Here is a 13,652-nt window from a genome sequence, read left to right on the forward strand (position 1 = left end):
CTCGTCGCCGCCCCCGCGCGCCGGGGGCGGTGTGCACGTGCGGAACGTCACACGTCTCCAGGGGCTGCGGCGACGACGGGTGTGCGGACGGCCGTCGCCCCCCAGCAGGGTGAGGGCGGCGACGACGGTGCCCCGGCTGACGTCCGGCGTGTGGGCCGGCCGCCGCTCGGAGGGCAGTCGGGCATCTGCGGGCAGCCGGCCGTCGATCACCGCCTCGCGGACGGCCGCGGACAGCGACCCGAGCGGGCCCCGCCTGTCACGCCGGCTGCCGAGCGTCGCCTCGAACCTCGTGTCGATCGGTCCAGTTTTCCCCGAGTGGACCAGGACCCGCCGCCCGGGTCATGCCTACGCTGCCGGCATGCACCGCACTCTCGCCGACGATCTCCAGCGGCTTCCCGATCTTCTCCAGTTGGCCCGCGACTTCGCCGCGCGGGAAGTGGGCGGGCTCGCCGAACGTCCTGTCGCCCGCCCCGACGCCGCACCCGCACGTGCGCCGCTTCCCGAGGCGGGAGTGGGTGCCGATGGGGCCCTGACCCGGTTCGCGGACCGCTGGTCCGTGGGCTTCTCCGCTTCAGCGGGCCCTCGTTACCTCGGCTTCGTGACCGGCGGCGCCACTCCCGCCGCCCTGACCGGGGACTGGCTGACGGCCGCCTACGACCAGAACGTGTCGGGCGGCGGTGACTCGTCGGCGACCGCGCTGGAACGCGAGACGCTGAGCTGGCTGCGCGAGCTGTTCGGGCTGGGCGAGGACCACACCGGAGCCTTTGTGAGCGGGGCGACGGCCTCCAACACGGTCGGGCTGGCCATCGCGCGGGAATGGCTCGGCGAACGTCTCGGGGTGTCCGTCTCGCGCGAGGGTGTCGGCGCACTCGGTCCGGTCGAGGTGCTGTCGGGCAGCCCGCACTCCAGCATCGGCAAGGCGCTCTCCGTGCTGGGCGTCGGACGGGACCGGCTGCGTACCGTGCCGGTGCTGCCCGGCAACCGCGAGGCCGTCGACGTCGACCGGCTCGCCGACGCTCTCGACGCGCTCGGCGGGCGCCCCGCCGTCGTGGTGGCGAACGCGGGGACCGTCAACACCGTCGACTTCGACGACCTGCGGGCGATCGCCGCGCTCAGGGAGCGGTACGACTTCTGGCTGCACGTGGACGCGGCGTTCGGCGGTTTCGCCGCCCTGTCGCCGTCGTACGCCTCCCTGGTCGACGGGCTCGACGCGGCCGACTCCGTCTGCGTCGACCTGCACAAGTGGCTGAACGTCCCCTACGACGCGGCCGTCCAGTTCACGCGCCGGCAGGACCTCCAGGTCCGGGTCTTCCACAACGCGTCGCCGTACCTCGGACCGCCCACCGACGACCCGGACTTCCTGCACCTCACACCGGAGAACTCCCGTCGGCTGCGCGCCCTGCCCGCCTGGTTCTCGCTCACGGCGTACGGACGCGAGGGTCATCGCGAGATCGTCGAACGCAACGTCGCGCTCGCCGGGCGGCTGGGCGAGGGGATCGCGCAGATCCCCCAGCTGCGGCTCCTGGCTCCGGTCCGGCTCAACGTCGTCTGCTTCACGCCGGCCGGCGATCCCTCCGAGGAGCGGGTCGGCGCGCTTGCGAAGGCGGTCGCCGCCTCCGGCGAGGCCTTCGTGACTCCGACGTCGTACGGCGGAACGCCCGCGCTGCGCGCGGCGTTCAGCAACTGGCGCACCACCGCCGGAGACGTCGACCGGGTGCTCGCCGCCCTGCGCCGCCACGGCGCGGACCTCGGGCCGCGGGGCGCCTGACGCCCGGGCCGGGCCTAGGGGGTGCCGTCGAGCAGGGTGAGGGCATGCCGGAAGCCGGTGTTGACCGCCAGCAGGCCTCCGTCCACGGGCAGCGTGATGCCGGTGATCCAGGCCGCGTCGCGGGAGGCGAGGAACGCGACGGCGGCGGCGATGTCCTCCGGCCTGCCGACCCGCTCCAGCGGATACAGCCGTGCCAGCGCGGCGAGGTGGTCCTCCCGGCCCTCCCAGGCCGTGGTGTGCACGGTGCCCGGTGCCACCAGGTTGACACGTACGCCCCTCGGCGCGGCATGCCCGGCGAGCGTGCGGGTCAGCGACATGAGGCCCGCCTTGGCGGCGCTGTAGGCGTGGTTGCCGAAGTCCTGGATGCCGTTGACGGAGCCGATGGTGACGATGGCGCCCCGGCCGGAGGCCACGAGGTGCGGGAGTGCCGCCCGGGAGCAGCGGTAGGCGCCGGACAGGGTGATGTCGAGGTCGCGGGCCCAGACGTCGTCCGTCTCGTCCTCGAAGAGCGGGGCGTCGGGGGTGCAGCGGTAGGCGTTGTTGACGAGGACGTCGAGCGAGCCGAAGGCGTCCACGGCGTGCGCGACGGCCGCCTCGACCGATGCCCGCTCCCCCACGTCGCAGCGGTACGCCTCGGCCTCACCGCCCCGTTCGCGCAGTGCGGCAGCGGTCTTCTCCGCCTCGGCGACGTCCACGTCGGTGACGAGCACCCGGGCGCCCTCCTCGACGAAGCGGCGGGCGGTGGCGGCCCCGATGCCGCGCGCCGCGCCCGTGATCAGAACTCCGTGTCCCTCGAATCGCATCGTCGCAGTCATGGCAGGGAAGGTACTGCCATGATCGTCACGACGACAGATACCGTGCGCGCATGTCCGCCTTCATACAACAACTCCCGGCGCTGATCGGCGTGGTGATCGGCGCGCTCGGTTCGTACCTGGCGATCGTCCGGGGAGACCGGGCCCGCTTCCTCCGCGAGCAGACGGCGCGGTGGGAGGAGCGGCGGCTGACGGTGTACGCGGACTACGCGCGCTGCCTGAAGAAGTCGGTCACCCTGACGTACCGGGTCGCGGCCCATCTCGGCAACGATCCGCATCCTCATCCGCTGTCGCCCGGCGAAGCGGCTCCCCTGCTGGCCGAGGCCGCGCAGGCCGGCGACCCGGCCGGTGAGGCGCTGCTGCTCCTGGGCAGCCCGGAGGTGGTGGAGAAGGCCCGGGCATGGGCCGTCGTGGTGATGGGGATGGAGCGGTTCCTGAACGAAGGGACACGTGATCGGGACGCCTGGCAGGCCCTGCTCGAACGCCAGCGCACCGTGCGCGAGGCGTACTACGTGGCGGTCCGCGCCGACCTGGCACTCACGACGGGCCGTCCGGCCGGGTGGCAGGTCCCGCCGCTCCACGGGCGCCCCTGACCCCGCCGCACGGGTGGCTTCGGCTCACCCGCCCGGACGACTCGCCGCCGGGCGGGAGGGCCCGGATCACCGATAGCCCGTGGTGTCGGCCGGCTTGTCCTCGTCCTGGACCTCGACGAGGTAGCGCCACGCGTCGGGGCGGCTGCCGTCGCGGTCGGTGAAGGCGTACACCTGGGCCAGTTGCCCGCTGGAGAGGGACGCACCGTTCCAGCGCGCCACGTCCGGGTCGGCGGCCAGGGCGGCGACCGCGCGGCCCACGTAGGACGGTGTCTCGGAGATGCCGAAGTGCGGGACGCGCTCCAGCGCGTCGCGCCAGTTCTCCTCGGTCACACCGAAGGTGTCGAGCATGATCTCCGAGCGCAGCCACCCGGGCGTGAGTGCCACCGCGGTGGCACCGCGCGGCCCCAGCTCCTGCCCGAGGGCGAACGCCATGCGCAGCACGGAGGACTTGGCGAGGTCGTAGAAGAAGGACACCCGGTACCTGTCCCGGTTGTACTCGGCGGTGCCGTCGGTCATCTCGACGACGAGGCCGCCGGGGCGGCGCAGCAGCAGGGGCATCGCGAAGTGGCTGGTGACGGCGTGCGTCTCGACGGCCAGGCGCAGCAGCCGCAGGCCCTTGTCGAGGTCGTGCTCCCAGACCGGGGTGTCCCACTGGAAAAGGTGCTCGCCGCCCCAGATGTCGTTGACGAGGACGTCGAGGCGGGCCTGCTCGTCCGCGATGCGGGCGACCAGGGTCTGGACCTCGGAGGGCACGAGGTGGTCGGTGGGGACGGCGATGCCCCGACCGCCCGCCGCCGTCACCAGGTCCGCGGTGTCCTCCAGGGTCTCCGGGCGGTCGTACTCCGAGCGCCGCTCCCGGGTGCTGCGCCCGGTCACGTAGACGGTCGCGCCGGCCGCGCCCAGCTGCACCGCGATCCCCCGTCCCGCGCCCCGGGTCGCCCCGGCGACCAGGGCGACCCTGCCTCGCAGCGTGTCCCGCAGCGGCTTTGACATGTCCGGCCTCCGTACGCGTGGTTCCGGCGCCGCCTTTCGCGCCGGTGCTGCTCCGAGCGTCTCCCGGAAGCCGGACATCTTCTGTCTGGATTCGCCGGGCCCTTTGGCCGATCCCCGTGTGGAGGCGTCAGCGGCGGGTCACCGGCCTCGGTCCGGACACCGGCGTCAGTGGCCGCGAGCGATCCATTCCTTCAGGTGCGGGGCCTCCGCCCCGATCGTGGTGGAGTCGCCGTGCCCGGTACGCACCACGGTGTCGGCCGGGAGACACAGGAGCCGTTCGCGGATGGACTCGACGATGGTCGGGAAGTGGGAGTAGGAGCGGCCGGTGGCGCCCGGTCCTCCCTGGAAGAGGGTGTCGCCGGTGAAGACGGTGCCCAGACCCGGGTCGTACAGGCAGACCGCGCCCGGAGCGTGGCCCGGGGTGTGCAGGACCGTCAGATCGGCGCCGGCCGCCTCGATCACCTGGCCGTCCTGGAGCCAGGCGTCGGGGAGGCGGTCGGGATGGGTCAGCCTCCACAGCGGCAGGTCGTCCGGGTGCAGCCAGATGGTGGCGCCGGTGCGGTCGGCGAGGGCGGGGGCGGCGTCGATGTGGTCGTTGTGGGCGTGGGTGCACACGATCGCGGTGAGCCGCCGGTCGCCGACGGCCTCGGCGATGGCGTCGGCGTCGTGGGCGGCGTCGATGACGACCGCCTCGTGGTCGTCGGCCACGATCCACACGTTGTTGTCGACGTCCCAGGTGCCGCCGTCGAGGGAGAAGGTGCCCGAGGTGACGAGGTGTTCGATGCGGGTGGTCATCACAGCACCACCACCGAGCGCAGCACGTCGCCGTGGTGCATCCGCTCGAACGCCGCTTCCACCTCGTCCAGCGCGATCGTCTCGCTCACGAACGCGCCGAGGTCCAGGCGCCCTTGCAGGTGCAGGTCGATCAGCATGGGGAAGTCGCGTGAGGGCAGGCAGTCGCCGTACCAGGACGACTTGAGGGCGCCGCCGCGTCCGAAGACGTCGATCAGCGGCAGGTCCAGCTTCATGTCCGGGGTGGGCACTCCGACGAGGACGACGGTGCCCGCGAGGTCGCGGGCGTAGAAGGCCTGCTGGTAGGTCTCCGGGCGGCCGACGGCCTCGATGACGACGTCGGCGCCGAAGCCGCCGGTGAGTTCGCGGATCGCCTCGACTGGGTCGGTCTCGCGGGAGTTGACGGTGTGCGTGGCGCCGATCTCGCGGGCGGTCGTCAGCTTCCGGTCGTCGATGTCCACGGCGATGATCTTCGCGGCGCCGGCGAGGCGGGACCCGGCGATCGCCGCGTCGCCGACACCTCCGCAGCCGATGACCGCGACACTGTCGCCGCGGCCGACGTTCCCGGTGTTGATGGCCGCGCCGATCCCGGCCATCACGCCGCAGCCGAGCAGGCCGGCGACCGCCGGGGACACCGCGGAGCTGACCTTCGTGCACTGCCCTGCGGCGACCAGGGTCTTCTCCGCGAAGGCGCCGATGCCCAGGGCGGGCGAGAGTTCGGTGCCGTCCGTGAGCGTCATCCGCTGCTTCGCGTTGTGCGTGTCGAAGCAGTACCAGGGCCGGCCGCGCAGACACGCCCGGCACTGCCCGCACACCGCACGCCAGTTGAGGATGACGAAGTCGCCGGGCGCGACGTCCGTGACCCCGTCGCCCACCGACTCCACGATCCCGGCCGCCTCGTGACCGAGCAGGAACGGGAAGTCGTCGTTGATGCCGCCCTGCTTGTAGTGGAGATCGGTGTGGCACACCCCGCAGGCCTGGATCTTCACCACGGCCTCGCCGGGTCCGGGGTCCGGTACGACGACGGTCTCGACGCGCACCGGCTCGTTCTTGCCCGGTGCGATCACGCCCCGCACTTCCTGCGCCATGTGATTGAGCCCTTCCGTAGGTCGACGTTCCGTCAACCGACCCTACGGGGTGACCGACCGGTAGAAGGCCAGGTGACGCACGGCCGCCTCGTACCGGGGCCGGGCCGGCGCCTACGGTGCACTGTGCCGGAGGCATGGGCCGCCATCGCCGCATCCGTCCTCGACGCCGCCGACCGTGACGTGGTCGCCGTGGACGACTCCTTCGCCGCCGCGGGCCCGGCCGGTCTGCCCATGGCACGGATCACCCCGGCGAAGGCCGACGAGCGCACCGGTCCTGGGGCCGAGGCCGTCCTGCTGGACGTGCGCGAACCGGACGAGTGGGCGCAGGGGCACGCGCCGGGCTCGGTCAGCTTCCCGCTGTCCGCGCTCACCGCCGGAGGCGACCTGCCCGTGGCCGCGCGGCACCGTCCCCTCGTCGTGGTGTGCCGCTGTGGGGTGCGTTCCCGTGACGCCGTCGCGCTGCTCACGGCCCGCGGCCTCGACGCGGTCGATGTCGTCGGGGGCATGTGCGCCTGGACGCGGGAAGGCCTGCCCTCGGTCCGGGAGCACGGGAACGGCGGCCCGACGGGGTGAGCGGGCTGATCCTCCCTGGCCGCCGGTGGCGTGATCGGGCCGGCACTCGGGGCCGCGGAGGCGGTGTCCTCGCCGTCCCTGCCCTGATCTATCCGCTGGGCTTCACGCCCTCCGCGGCCACCACCGCGGGCCTGGTCATCGTCACGGTGACGTCGGCGACCGCGCTCGCCGCCCACGCCCGGCAGGGCACGGTCCACTGGCGGGGCGGCGCGCTGTTCGCGGCGGCGGGGCTGCTGCCCGCCGCGGCGGGCGGAGCCGTCGCCGGACAGCTGCCGTCCACCGCCGGCGTCGCCGCGGGGCCCGCGGGTAACGCAGGGGCCGCACGCCGGGCGGCGGACCGCCTCACGCCAGTGAGAGGAAGAGCTTCTCCAGCCGGCCACGCATCGCGTCCCTGTCCTCGCCGTTCTTCGCGCCGTCCTCGACATCGGTCAGGCACTGCTGGAGACCGGTGGCGATGATCGCGAATCCGGCCCGGTCGAGAGCCCGGGAGGCCGCGGCGAGCTGGGTGACCACGTCCTCGCAGTCGCGCCCCTCCTCGATCATCTTGATCACACCGGAAATCTGCCCCTGTGCACGACGCAGTCGGTTCAGCACCGACTTCAGCTCGGCACCCGCGAGATCCAAGTCCACGACAACACTCCTCCACCGATACCCCTAGGGGTATCGTACTCCGTCCGCCGGGGCACCCTAGAAGAGCAAGGATGACACTCGACATGAAAATTCCCCCGACCCTCGACGCCGATCAGGCCCGCACCCCCCTGTCCGAGCTCACCGTCCTCGACGTCCGCACGCCCGGCGAGTACGCCTCCGGGCATCTGCCCGGCGCCCTGAACGTCCCACTCGACCGGCTGCACCGCGCCCTGCCCGCCCTCAAGGAGATCACGTCCGGCCTGCTGGTCGTCTGCGCCTCCGGCGCGCGCTCCGACAGCGCCCGAAGGACCCTCGCCGAACACGGTGTGACGGCCGCGACCCTCACCGGCGGGACCAGCGCCTGGACCGCGCGCGGCCACGAGCTGGACCGTCCCGCGACCGGGTCCCGCACCACCTGGTCCATGGAGCGCCAGGTCCGGTTCACCGCGGGCAGTGTGGTGCCGGCCGGGCTCGGCCTCGGACTGCTGCACCCCGCCTGGCAGTTGCTCGCGGCGGGCATCGCCGGCGGCCTGGTCTTCTCCGCCCTGACCGACACCTGCGGCATGGCGGCCGTGCTGGCGAGGCTGCCGCACAACCGGCCCCGGCCCGCCGATCTCGAAGCGACCCTCGCCGCCCTGGGGGCACGCTGACCGCGGTCTGCCGTAAGGGAGTTGACCTGCTCCCGGTCCCGGCGGGCTCGGACGTAGCCTGAGTGCTCCGCACCGACTCACGCCAAGGAGCGCCGTGAGCCTCACCGACGCCCAGCCCGACGTGCCCACGTGGCGCCTGCTGCTCGGCTACGTACGACCGCATCGATGGGCCCTGCTGGCCGGCGCGCTGCTGGCGCTCGCGACCGGCGCCACAGGGCTGGTGCTGCCGCTGGTGGCGCGGGGTCTCATCGACGACCTGTCGCACGACCGGCCCATCGGGCGGGCGCTGCTCGGGATGGCGGCGCTGGTGGTCACCAACGCGGTGGTGGGGGCGACGGGTTCGTACGTCCTGCGGCGCACCGCGGAGTCGGTGGTGCTGGGCGCACGGCGCACCCTGTCCTCGTATCTGCTGCGGCTGCGCATACCTGCCGTGGACCGCAGCGAGCCGGGCGATCTGATGGCCCGCATCACCTCCGACACGACCCTGCTGCGCGAGGTGACGACCGACTCCCTGGTCGGCATCGGCACGGGCGGGCTCACCCTCGTCGCGACGGTGGTCATGATGGGCCTGGTCGACGTGGTGCTGCTCGGGGTCACCCTCGCCGTGATCCTGTGCGCGGGCACGGTGCTCGGGGTGATCGTGCCGCGCATCCACCGGGCCAGCAAGCAGGCCCAGGACGCCGTCGGGCTGATGGGCGCCGCGCTGGAGCGGATTCTCGGCGCGCTGCGCACCGTGAAGGCGTCCGGTGCCGAGCACCACGAGGAGGCGGTCGTCCACGCGGCGGCCGAGGAGTCGTGGCGGCAGAGCGTCCGGGCCGCCAAGTGGTCGGCCGCCGCGGGCAACACGGCCGGACTGGCGATGCAGATCGCCTTCATCACGGTGCTGGCGGTGGGCGGGGCCCGCGTCGCGACGGGAGCCGTGGACGTGGGCACCCTGGTGGCGTTCCTGCTGTACGTGTTCTATCTGATGTCGCCGATCCAGCAGGTGGTCGGCGCCGTCACCCAGTACCAGACCGGTGCCGCCGCGCTCGCCCGGATCCAGGAGGCGATGCGGCTGCCCGCCGAACCCGTGGCGCTGCCCGCGCCGCTGCCCTCCCCCGGCGCCGAGCCCGCGTCACTCGCCTTCGACGACGTCCGCTTCCGGTACGCCGACGACCTAGCGTACGTCCACCACGGTGTGACGTTCGCCGTCCCGGCGCGCGGCATGACCGCGTTCGTGGGGCCGTCCGGAGCGGGGAAGACGACCGTGTTCTCGCTGATCGAGCGGTTCTACGACCCCGAGACCGGGGTCATCACCTTGGACGGCCGGGAGCTGGACCAATGGGACCTGCCGCGGCTGCGGTCCGCCATCGGCTACGTGGAGCAGGACGCCCCGGTGCTGTCGGGCTCGCTGCGCGACAACCTGCTGCTCGGCAATCCGCAGGCCGACGAGCCCGAAATCGTCCGCGTGCTCAAGACGACACGTCTCGACGGGCTGGTCGCCCGGCTGCCCCGCGGTATGGACACGCTGGTCGGCCACCGCGGCACCAAGCTGTCCGGCGGCGAGCGCCAACGGGTCGCCATCGCCCGCGCGCTGCTGCGCCGTCCGCGACTGCTGCTCCTCGACGAGGCCACGTCCCAGCTCGACGCGGTCAACGAGGCGGCGCTGCGCGACACGGTTTCCGACGTGGCCCGGACCACGACGGTCCTCGTGGTCGCGCACCGGCTGTCCACCGTCACGATGGCCGACCGCATCGTCGTGATGGACGCGGGCCGTGTCCGCGCCGTGGGAACGCATCGCGAACTGGTGGCCGCGGACCCGCTGTACGCCGAACTCGCCGCCACGCAGTTCCTCGCCACCGCCGGGTAGGGCGGCGGGCCCTGGCACCGGGCGGCGGCCCTGGCAATGGAAAGAGGGCCGGTTCGATGGGCGAAGTGGCCTTCGCCCACCGAACCGGCCCTCGATGCACGTACGGGCCGACCCTCGATGCACGTACGGACAAGGCCCTCGGTGCTCGCAAGGGCAGGCCCTCCGCCGGACTAGCCCCCGACGGCCGGAACGACACCCATGACGGGCGCGGCGAGGTCGGTCAGCTGGTGCAGCTGGTTCAGGTCGTTCAGCCGGTTGAGGCCCGCGAGCTGGCGGGACGGCAGCGGCATGGCGGCCCGCTGCTCGGCGGGGACGGTGCTCAGGGCGAGGGAGTCGAGTTCGGCGACGGGGTTCAGCTTCCCCGCGTCCGCTGTCTCGGAGCCCGCCGCGCTCGCCATCGGCGCGGCGAGTCCGGCGACTCCGACGGCGAGACCAATGGCGGCGACCATACGTCGTGTTGAGATCATGCTTTCTGCAACGGCGCCGGTCCCCCCGCGGACACGGCCGTCACGCTCCGCTCACCCGAGAGGCTCATCGGAGCGGCTGCGCTTGCCGAGGACCGTGCGGCGGAGGAGTCTCGGAGATGAGGCCCTTCGCGACCCGCTCCTCGACGGGCCGCGGCCTTCAAGGAGGTCATCATGGGCACCTCGCTAGGCCCCGCCTTCGACACCGAAGCGCTGCGCCGAGCCATTGAAGGACACAGTGCGACGGATCTGCTGTCGCTCTACGCGGACGACGCGGAACTGCGCATCGTCGACCGCAACACGCAGCCCAGCCACCCGATGGTGAAACACGGTCGCGGCGAGATCGCCGAGATGCTCGACGACGTCTACAGCCGGGACATGACCCACAAACTGGAGCAGTGCGTGGTCCAGGGCGACCACGTCGCCTTCTCCGAGTCCTGCGAGTACGCGGACGGCGTGAAGGTGCTGAGCACGTCGATGATGTCGCTGCGTGACGGCAAGATCGTCGACCAGACGCTGCTCCAGGCATGGGACGAGTAGAAAGGCACTGGCCGAAGGTCCAGATCACGTCGCGTCTGACCTGGACCTTCTCGGCGCGTGTGGGGATGGGCCGGTCGCGCCCGCGCCCCGCTCGGCTGCCACGACCCGTCTCCGCGGCTGGTCTGCGGCTGCTCGGCTCAGTGCTGCGCGCGGCCCGGTCCCGCGCTCGTCCTCCGGCACCGCGTGCCGTTCGAAGGCTGCCCCTCCGGTTCCGGTGAGCCGCACCCGTACCCGGTGCCGGCCGCCCGCCTCGCGGGTACGGGTGACGAGACCGCCGCTCGAGCGGGCCGAACCTCCCTCGGCCTGTCCGCGCCGGAGAGCATCCGTGTCCCGGGCGTCCCGGGTGACCTGGATGACCCGGACATCCCGGGCGCCCCGGACATCCCGAATGTCCTGGTATCCCGGGTGCCCGGGCGCCCGGGCTTCCGAATGTCCCGGATGTCCCGAATTCGAGGTATCCCGGGTATCCGGGCATCCCGGGTATCCCGGGTATCCGGGCATCCCGGGTATCCCCGCGGTCCCTCGCCGGCCACCCGCGCGGACCGGCGGCGGCCGAACGCCGATCGGGTGTCTGAGCGGCACGGTCAGCGCATCCACGCGCGGTAGGAGAGCACGTCCCCGGACTTCACCCCGAACTCGGGGTCGTCCCGGGTGACGGTCTCCTCCAGGCCGAGGACGGCGCCGGTGGACGGGTCGAGCACCAGCATCCGCCGGACGGAGTGCGCCCGGTCGTCGTACACGTACGCCTGTCCCCCGCGACCCAGCCGGTCGGTGACCGCACCGGCCGGGCGCAGGCCCTCCGCGTCGGCGAGGATCCGGACCACCGCGGCGTTCTCCCGGGTGCCGAGCGTCCAGTTGTCCAGCAGCCCGGCGACGGCGTCGAGGAGTCCCGGGGTGTCCAGGGGGCCGGTGCGGTCGATCTCCTCCAGGTAGGCGCGCAGCCGTACGGCGTCGTGCGGCGGCCGGGCGACGGGCGGGGCGTCGCTCCAACTCGGCGGATAGGTCCGCCTGCTGAGGACGTGCCCGTCCTCGACGGTGCGGGGCACGGGGTCGGCGTCCGTGACGACCGGCTTTCCCGGGCGGCGCGGGTCGGTGGCCACGACGAGTTCCGTGTGGCTGCCGTCGGCCTTCCAGCGGACGAGGCGTTCCTCGGGCAGGGTGACGGGCGGCCGGGCGCCGGGGCCGGACGTCATGGCGAGGCTCCATGCCTGGAGATGGGTGCCCTCGATCAGCCGGAGGGTGTCACCGGCGGCCGCCGCGCGGCCGGCGATCCGGTCGAGCGGCACGGGAGCGGAGCCGGCCTCGACGACCAGCGGGCGCGGTGCGGCCACGGCGGGCGCGGTGGCCGTGCCCGAGAACATGAGGGTGAGGACGGCCACGCAGGCCGCCGCCACGGATCCGAGGCCCCAGGTCCAGCGGCGCAGGTGCCGGGGGCGCGGCCGGCGTTCCTCGCCGTGCGGGAGGCGGTCGAGCCCGCGTTCGTCGCCGCGCAGGAGCAGGTCGAGCCGGCGTTCGGCGTGCTCGTCGAGCGGGCGGTCGCCGAAGCGGGGGCCGGCCGACGGGACCGGGTTGGCGCGGCGCAGGAGTTCGAGTTCGTCAGCCATGGCCGGGCTCCTTCGAGGTGTCGCGGCGGGGCGTTGCGGTGCCGGTGGCCACGGGGGTGATCTGCAGACGGTCGATCTCGGCTCTGAGCCGGCGGCGGGCGCGGTGCAGGCGCATCGCGGCGGCGCGGCCGCCGCAGCCGAGGACGACGGCGACCTCGTCGACGGCGAGTTCCTCCCAGGCCGTCAGGCGCAGTACTTCCTGGTCGGCCGGGGAGAGCCGGGCCAGGGCCTCGTGTACCCAGTCGCCCGGCGTGTCGGAGCCGGGGCCGGCCACCACCTGTGTGCCGTGCGCGCTCTCGTCGTTGCCGAGCCGGTCGAGCAGCCTGCGGCGGCGTCCGTATCCGCGTACCGCGTTGGCCAGGCAGCGGCGCGCCACCCCGTACAACCAGGGAAGAGGAGTCGGCGGCAGGTCGGACCGGCGCCGCCAGGCGACGGTGAAGACCTCCGCCACCACCTCCTCGACATCACTGCCACGGCCGTCCAGTCGCCTCGCCACGTAGCGGCTGACCGCCCAGTAGTGCTCGCGATAGGCAGCGGCGAAGGTCTCGTCGTTGCTCATGATCCGTCTGTGTCCGGCAGGTGGGCGAGCGTCACACCCTTCGGTGTGACGCTCGTCGCGTCGCTCCATTGTGACGGTGCGGCGAGGGCCGGACACAGGCGGGGCATGGAGATCAACACGGTGACGGCGCCGCCCGCATCCGCGGGCCCGCGCGCACGGCGTCCGGGACGGGCCGCGGTGAAGTGGCTGACGTCCACGGACCACAAGACGATCGGCACGCTGTATCTGGTGACGTCGTTCGCGCTGTTCTGCGTCGCCGGCGTCATGGCGCTGCTGATGCGTGCGGAGCTGGCCCGGCCCGGTCTGCAGATCATGTCGAACGAGCAGTTCAACCAGGCGTTCACGATGCACGGCACGATCATGCTGCTGATGTTCGCGACGCCGCTGTTCGCCGGCTTCACCAACTGGATCATGCCGCTGCAGATCGGCGCGCCCGACGTGGCGTTCCCGCGGCTGAACATGTTCGCGTACTGGCTGTACCTCTTCGGGTCGCTGATCGCGGTGGGCGGTTTCCTCACCCCGCAGGGTGCCGCGGACTTCGGCTGGTTCGCCTACTCCCCGCTGTCGGACGCGGTCCGCTCGCCGGGCGTCGGCGCCGACATGTGGATCATGGGTCTGGCCTTCTCCGGCTTCGGCACCATCCTCGGCGCGGTCAACTTCATCACCACGATCATCTGCATGCGCGCTCCGGGCATGACGATGTTCCGCATGCCGATCTTCGTGTGGAACGTGCTGCT

15 protein-coding genes and 1 pseudogene are annotated in these 13,652 nt (G+C 72.9%); 8 read left to right on the top strand and 8 right to left on the bottom strand.

Features of this window, described 5'->3' with window-relative positions; all coding sequences use genetic code 11:
* Positions 1-358: 358 nt before the first annotated feature.
* Positions 359-1,768, top strand: coding sequence for a pyridoxal phosphate-dependent decarboxylase family protein (locus H305_RS0132860; protein ID WP_028804193.1), 1,410 nt, complete (start codon positions 359-361; stop codon positions 1,766-1,768).
* Between the two features lie 14 nt (positions 1,769-1,782).
* Here the strand turns inward: H305_RS0132860 and H305_RS0132865 are convergent, their stop codons facing one another.
* Positions 1,783-2,583, bottom strand: a complete 801-nt coding sequence (locus tag H305_RS0132865) for an SDR family NAD(P)-dependent oxidoreductase (protein ID WP_028804194.1) — start codon at positions 2,581-2,583, stop codon at positions 1,783-1,785.
* Positions 2,584-2,633: 50 nt separating this feature from the next.
* Here H305_RS0132865 and H305_RS0132870 point away from each other — a divergent pair, with 50 nt between their 5' ends.
* A complete protein-coding gene (locus H305_RS0132870) occupies positions 2,634-3,173 on the top strand; it encodes a hypothetical protein (protein ID WP_028804195.1) in 540 nt (179 codons plus the stop codon).
* Between the two features lie 66 nt (positions 3,174-3,239).
* Here the strand turns inward: H305_RS0132870 and H305_RS0132875 are convergent, their stop codons facing one another.
* The 3 genes from H305_RS0132875 to H305_RS0132885 form a co-directional block, all read right to left on the bottom strand.
* A complete protein-coding gene (locus H305_RS0132875) occupies positions 3,240-4,166 on the bottom strand; it encodes an SDR family oxidoreductase (protein WP_028804196.1) in 927 nt (308 codons plus the stop codon).
* A gap of 165 nt (positions 4,167-4,331) precedes the next feature.
* Positions 4,332-4,961 carry an MBL fold metallo-hydrolase gene (locus tag H305_RS0132880; protein ID WP_028804197.1) on the bottom strand — a complete coding sequence of 210 codons (630 nt, stop codon included), beginning with the start codon at positions 4,959-4,961 and terminating at the stop codon, positions 4,332-4,334.
* On the bottom strand, positions 4,961-6,046 hold the full coding sequence (locus H305_RS0132885) for an S-(hydroxymethyl)mycothiol dehydrogenase (RefSeq protein WP_028804198.1): 1,086 nt from the start codon (positions 6,044-6,046) through the stop codon (positions 4,961-4,963). The genes H305_RS0132880 and H305_RS0132885 overlap by 1 nt, the downstream gene beginning before the upstream one ends.
* Positions 6,047-6,169: 123 nt before the next feature.
* Between H305_RS0132885 and H305_RS0132890 the strand changes: the two genes are divergently transcribed.
* Together H305_RS0132890 and H305_RS56480 are read left to right on the top strand one after the other, a co-directional pair.
* Positions 6,170-6,619, top strand: a complete 450-nt coding sequence (locus H305_RS0132890; RefSeq protein ID WP_234021342.1) for a rhodanese-like domain-containing protein — start codon at positions 6,170-6,172, stop codon at positions 6,617-6,619.
* Between the two features lie 15 nt (positions 6,620-6,634).
* Positions 6,635-6,996 (top strand): annotated as a pseudogene (locus H305_RS56480) (TSUP family transporter); the annotation flags it as partial.
* Here the strand turns inward: H305_RS56480 and H305_RS0132900 are convergent.
* Positions 6,962-7,249, bottom strand: coding sequence for a metal-sensitive transcriptional regulator (locus H305_RS0132900; RefSeq protein WP_028804201.1), 288 nt, complete (start codon positions 7,247-7,249; stop codon positions 6,962-6,964). The pseudogene H305_RS56480 and the gene H305_RS0132900 sit on opposite strands and share 35 nt — an antisense overlap.
* Before the next feature lie 83 nt (positions 7,250-7,332).
* Between H305_RS0132900 and H305_RS0132905 the strand changes: the two genes are divergently transcribed.
* Both H305_RS0132905 and H305_RS0132910 read left to right on the top strand, forming a co-directional pair.
* Entirely contained in the window at positions 7,333-7,899 is a 567-nt protein-coding gene (locus H305_RS0132905) for a rhodanese-like domain-containing protein (protein WP_028804202.1), read from the top strand.
* A gap of 94 nt (positions 7,900-7,993) precedes the next feature.
* Positions 7,994-9,748, top strand: coding sequence for an ABC transporter ATP-binding protein (locus H305_RS0132910; protein ID WP_028804203.1), 1,755 nt, complete (start codon positions 7,994-7,996; stop codon positions 9,746-9,748).
* A gap of 170 nt (positions 9,749-9,918) precedes the next feature.
* Here H305_RS0132910 and H305_RS0132915 read toward each other — a convergent pair whose 3' ends face one another.
* On the bottom strand, positions 9,919-10,215 hold the full coding sequence (locus H305_RS0132915; protein WP_028804204.1) for a hypothetical protein: 297 nt from the start codon (positions 10,213-10,215) through the stop codon (positions 9,919-9,921).
* A gap of 171 nt (positions 10,216-10,386) precedes the next feature.
* On the opposite strand from H305_RS0132915, the gene H305_RS0132920 reads away from it, so the two are divergent.
* The gene (locus H305_RS0132920; protein WP_028804205.1) at positions 10,387-10,752 is read left to right on the top strand and encodes a nuclear transport factor 2 family protein; all 366 of its coding nucleotides are present in this window, start codon (positions 10,387-10,389) and stop codon (positions 10,750-10,752) included.
* 584 nt (positions 10,753-11,336) lie between these two features.
* Here H305_RS0132920 and H305_RS0132925 read toward each other — a convergent pair.
* The gene (locus tag H305_RS0132925; RefSeq protein WP_028804206.1) at positions 11,337-12,356 is read right to left on the bottom strand and encodes a CU044_5270 family protein; all 1,020 of its coding nucleotides are present in this window, start codon (positions 12,354-12,356) and stop codon (positions 11,337-11,339) included.
* Complete coding sequence (locus H305_RS47705; protein ID WP_051371201.1) at positions 12,349-12,915, bottom strand: RNA polymerase sigma factor; 567 nt, start codon at positions 12,913-12,915, stop codon at positions 12,349-12,351. The genes H305_RS0132925 and H305_RS47705 overlap by 8 nt, the downstream gene beginning before the upstream one ends.
* 105 nt (positions 12,916-13,020) lie before the next feature.
* Between H305_RS47705 and H305_RS0132935 the strand changes: the two genes are divergently transcribed.
* Positions 13,021-13,652 (top strand): cytochrome c oxidase subunit I (locus H305_RS0132935; protein ID WP_028804207.1); only part of this gene is annotated, 632 nt, incomplete at its 3' end.

The sequence above is a fragment of the Streptomyces sp. 142MFCol3.1 genome (assembly GCF_000424945.1).
Lineage (GTDB): Bacteria > Actinomycetota > Actinomycetes > Streptomycetales > Streptomycetaceae > Streptomyces > Streptomyces siamensis.

Excerpts from the sequence above, each read along its gene's own strand:
- H305_RS0132915 (WP_028804204.1), bottom strand. The coding sequence starts at position 10,215 with ATGATCTCAACACGACGTATGGTCGCCGCCATTGGTCTCGCCGTCGGA.
- H305_RS0132920 (WP_028804205.1), top strand. The coding sequence starts at position 10,387 with ATGGGCACCTCGCTAGGCCCCGCCTTCGACACCGAAGCGCTGCGCCGA.
- H305_RS0132870 (WP_028804195.1), top strand. The coding sequence starts at position 2,634 with ATGTCCGCCTTCATACAACAACTCCCGGCGCTGATCGGCGTGGTGATC.
- H305_RS0132875 (WP_028804196.1), bottom strand. The coding sequence starts at position 4,166 with ATGTCAAAGCCGCTGCGGGACACGCTGCGAGGCAGGGTCGCCCTGGTC.
- H305_RS0132925 (WP_028804206.1), bottom strand. The coding sequence starts at position 12,356 with ATGGCTGACGAACTCGAACTCCTGCGCCGCGCCAACCCGGTCCCGTCG.
- H305_RS47705 (WP_051371201.1), bottom strand. The coding sequence starts at position 12,915 with ATGAGCAACGACGAGACCTTCGCCGCTGCCTATCGCGAGCACTACTGG.
- H305_RS0132885 (WP_028804198.1), bottom strand. The coding sequence starts at position 6,046 with ATGGCGCAGGAAGTGCGGGGCGTGATCGCACCGGGCAAGAACGAGCCG.
- H305_RS0132905 (WP_028804202.1), top strand. The coding sequence starts at position 7,333 with ATGAAAATTCCCCCGACCCTCGACGCCGATCAGGCCCGCACCCCCCTG.
- H305_RS0132860 (WP_028804193.1), top strand. The coding sequence starts at position 359 with ATGCACCGCACTCTCGCCGACGATCTCCAGCGGCTTCCCGATCTTCTC.
- H305_RS0132865 (WP_028804194.1), bottom strand. The coding sequence starts at position 2,583 with ATGACTGCGACGATGCGATTCGAGGGACACGGAGTTCTGATCACGGGC.
- H305_RS0132880 (WP_028804197.1), bottom strand. The coding sequence starts at position 4,961 with ATGACCACCCGCATCGAACACCTCGTCACCTCGGGCACCTTCTCCCTC.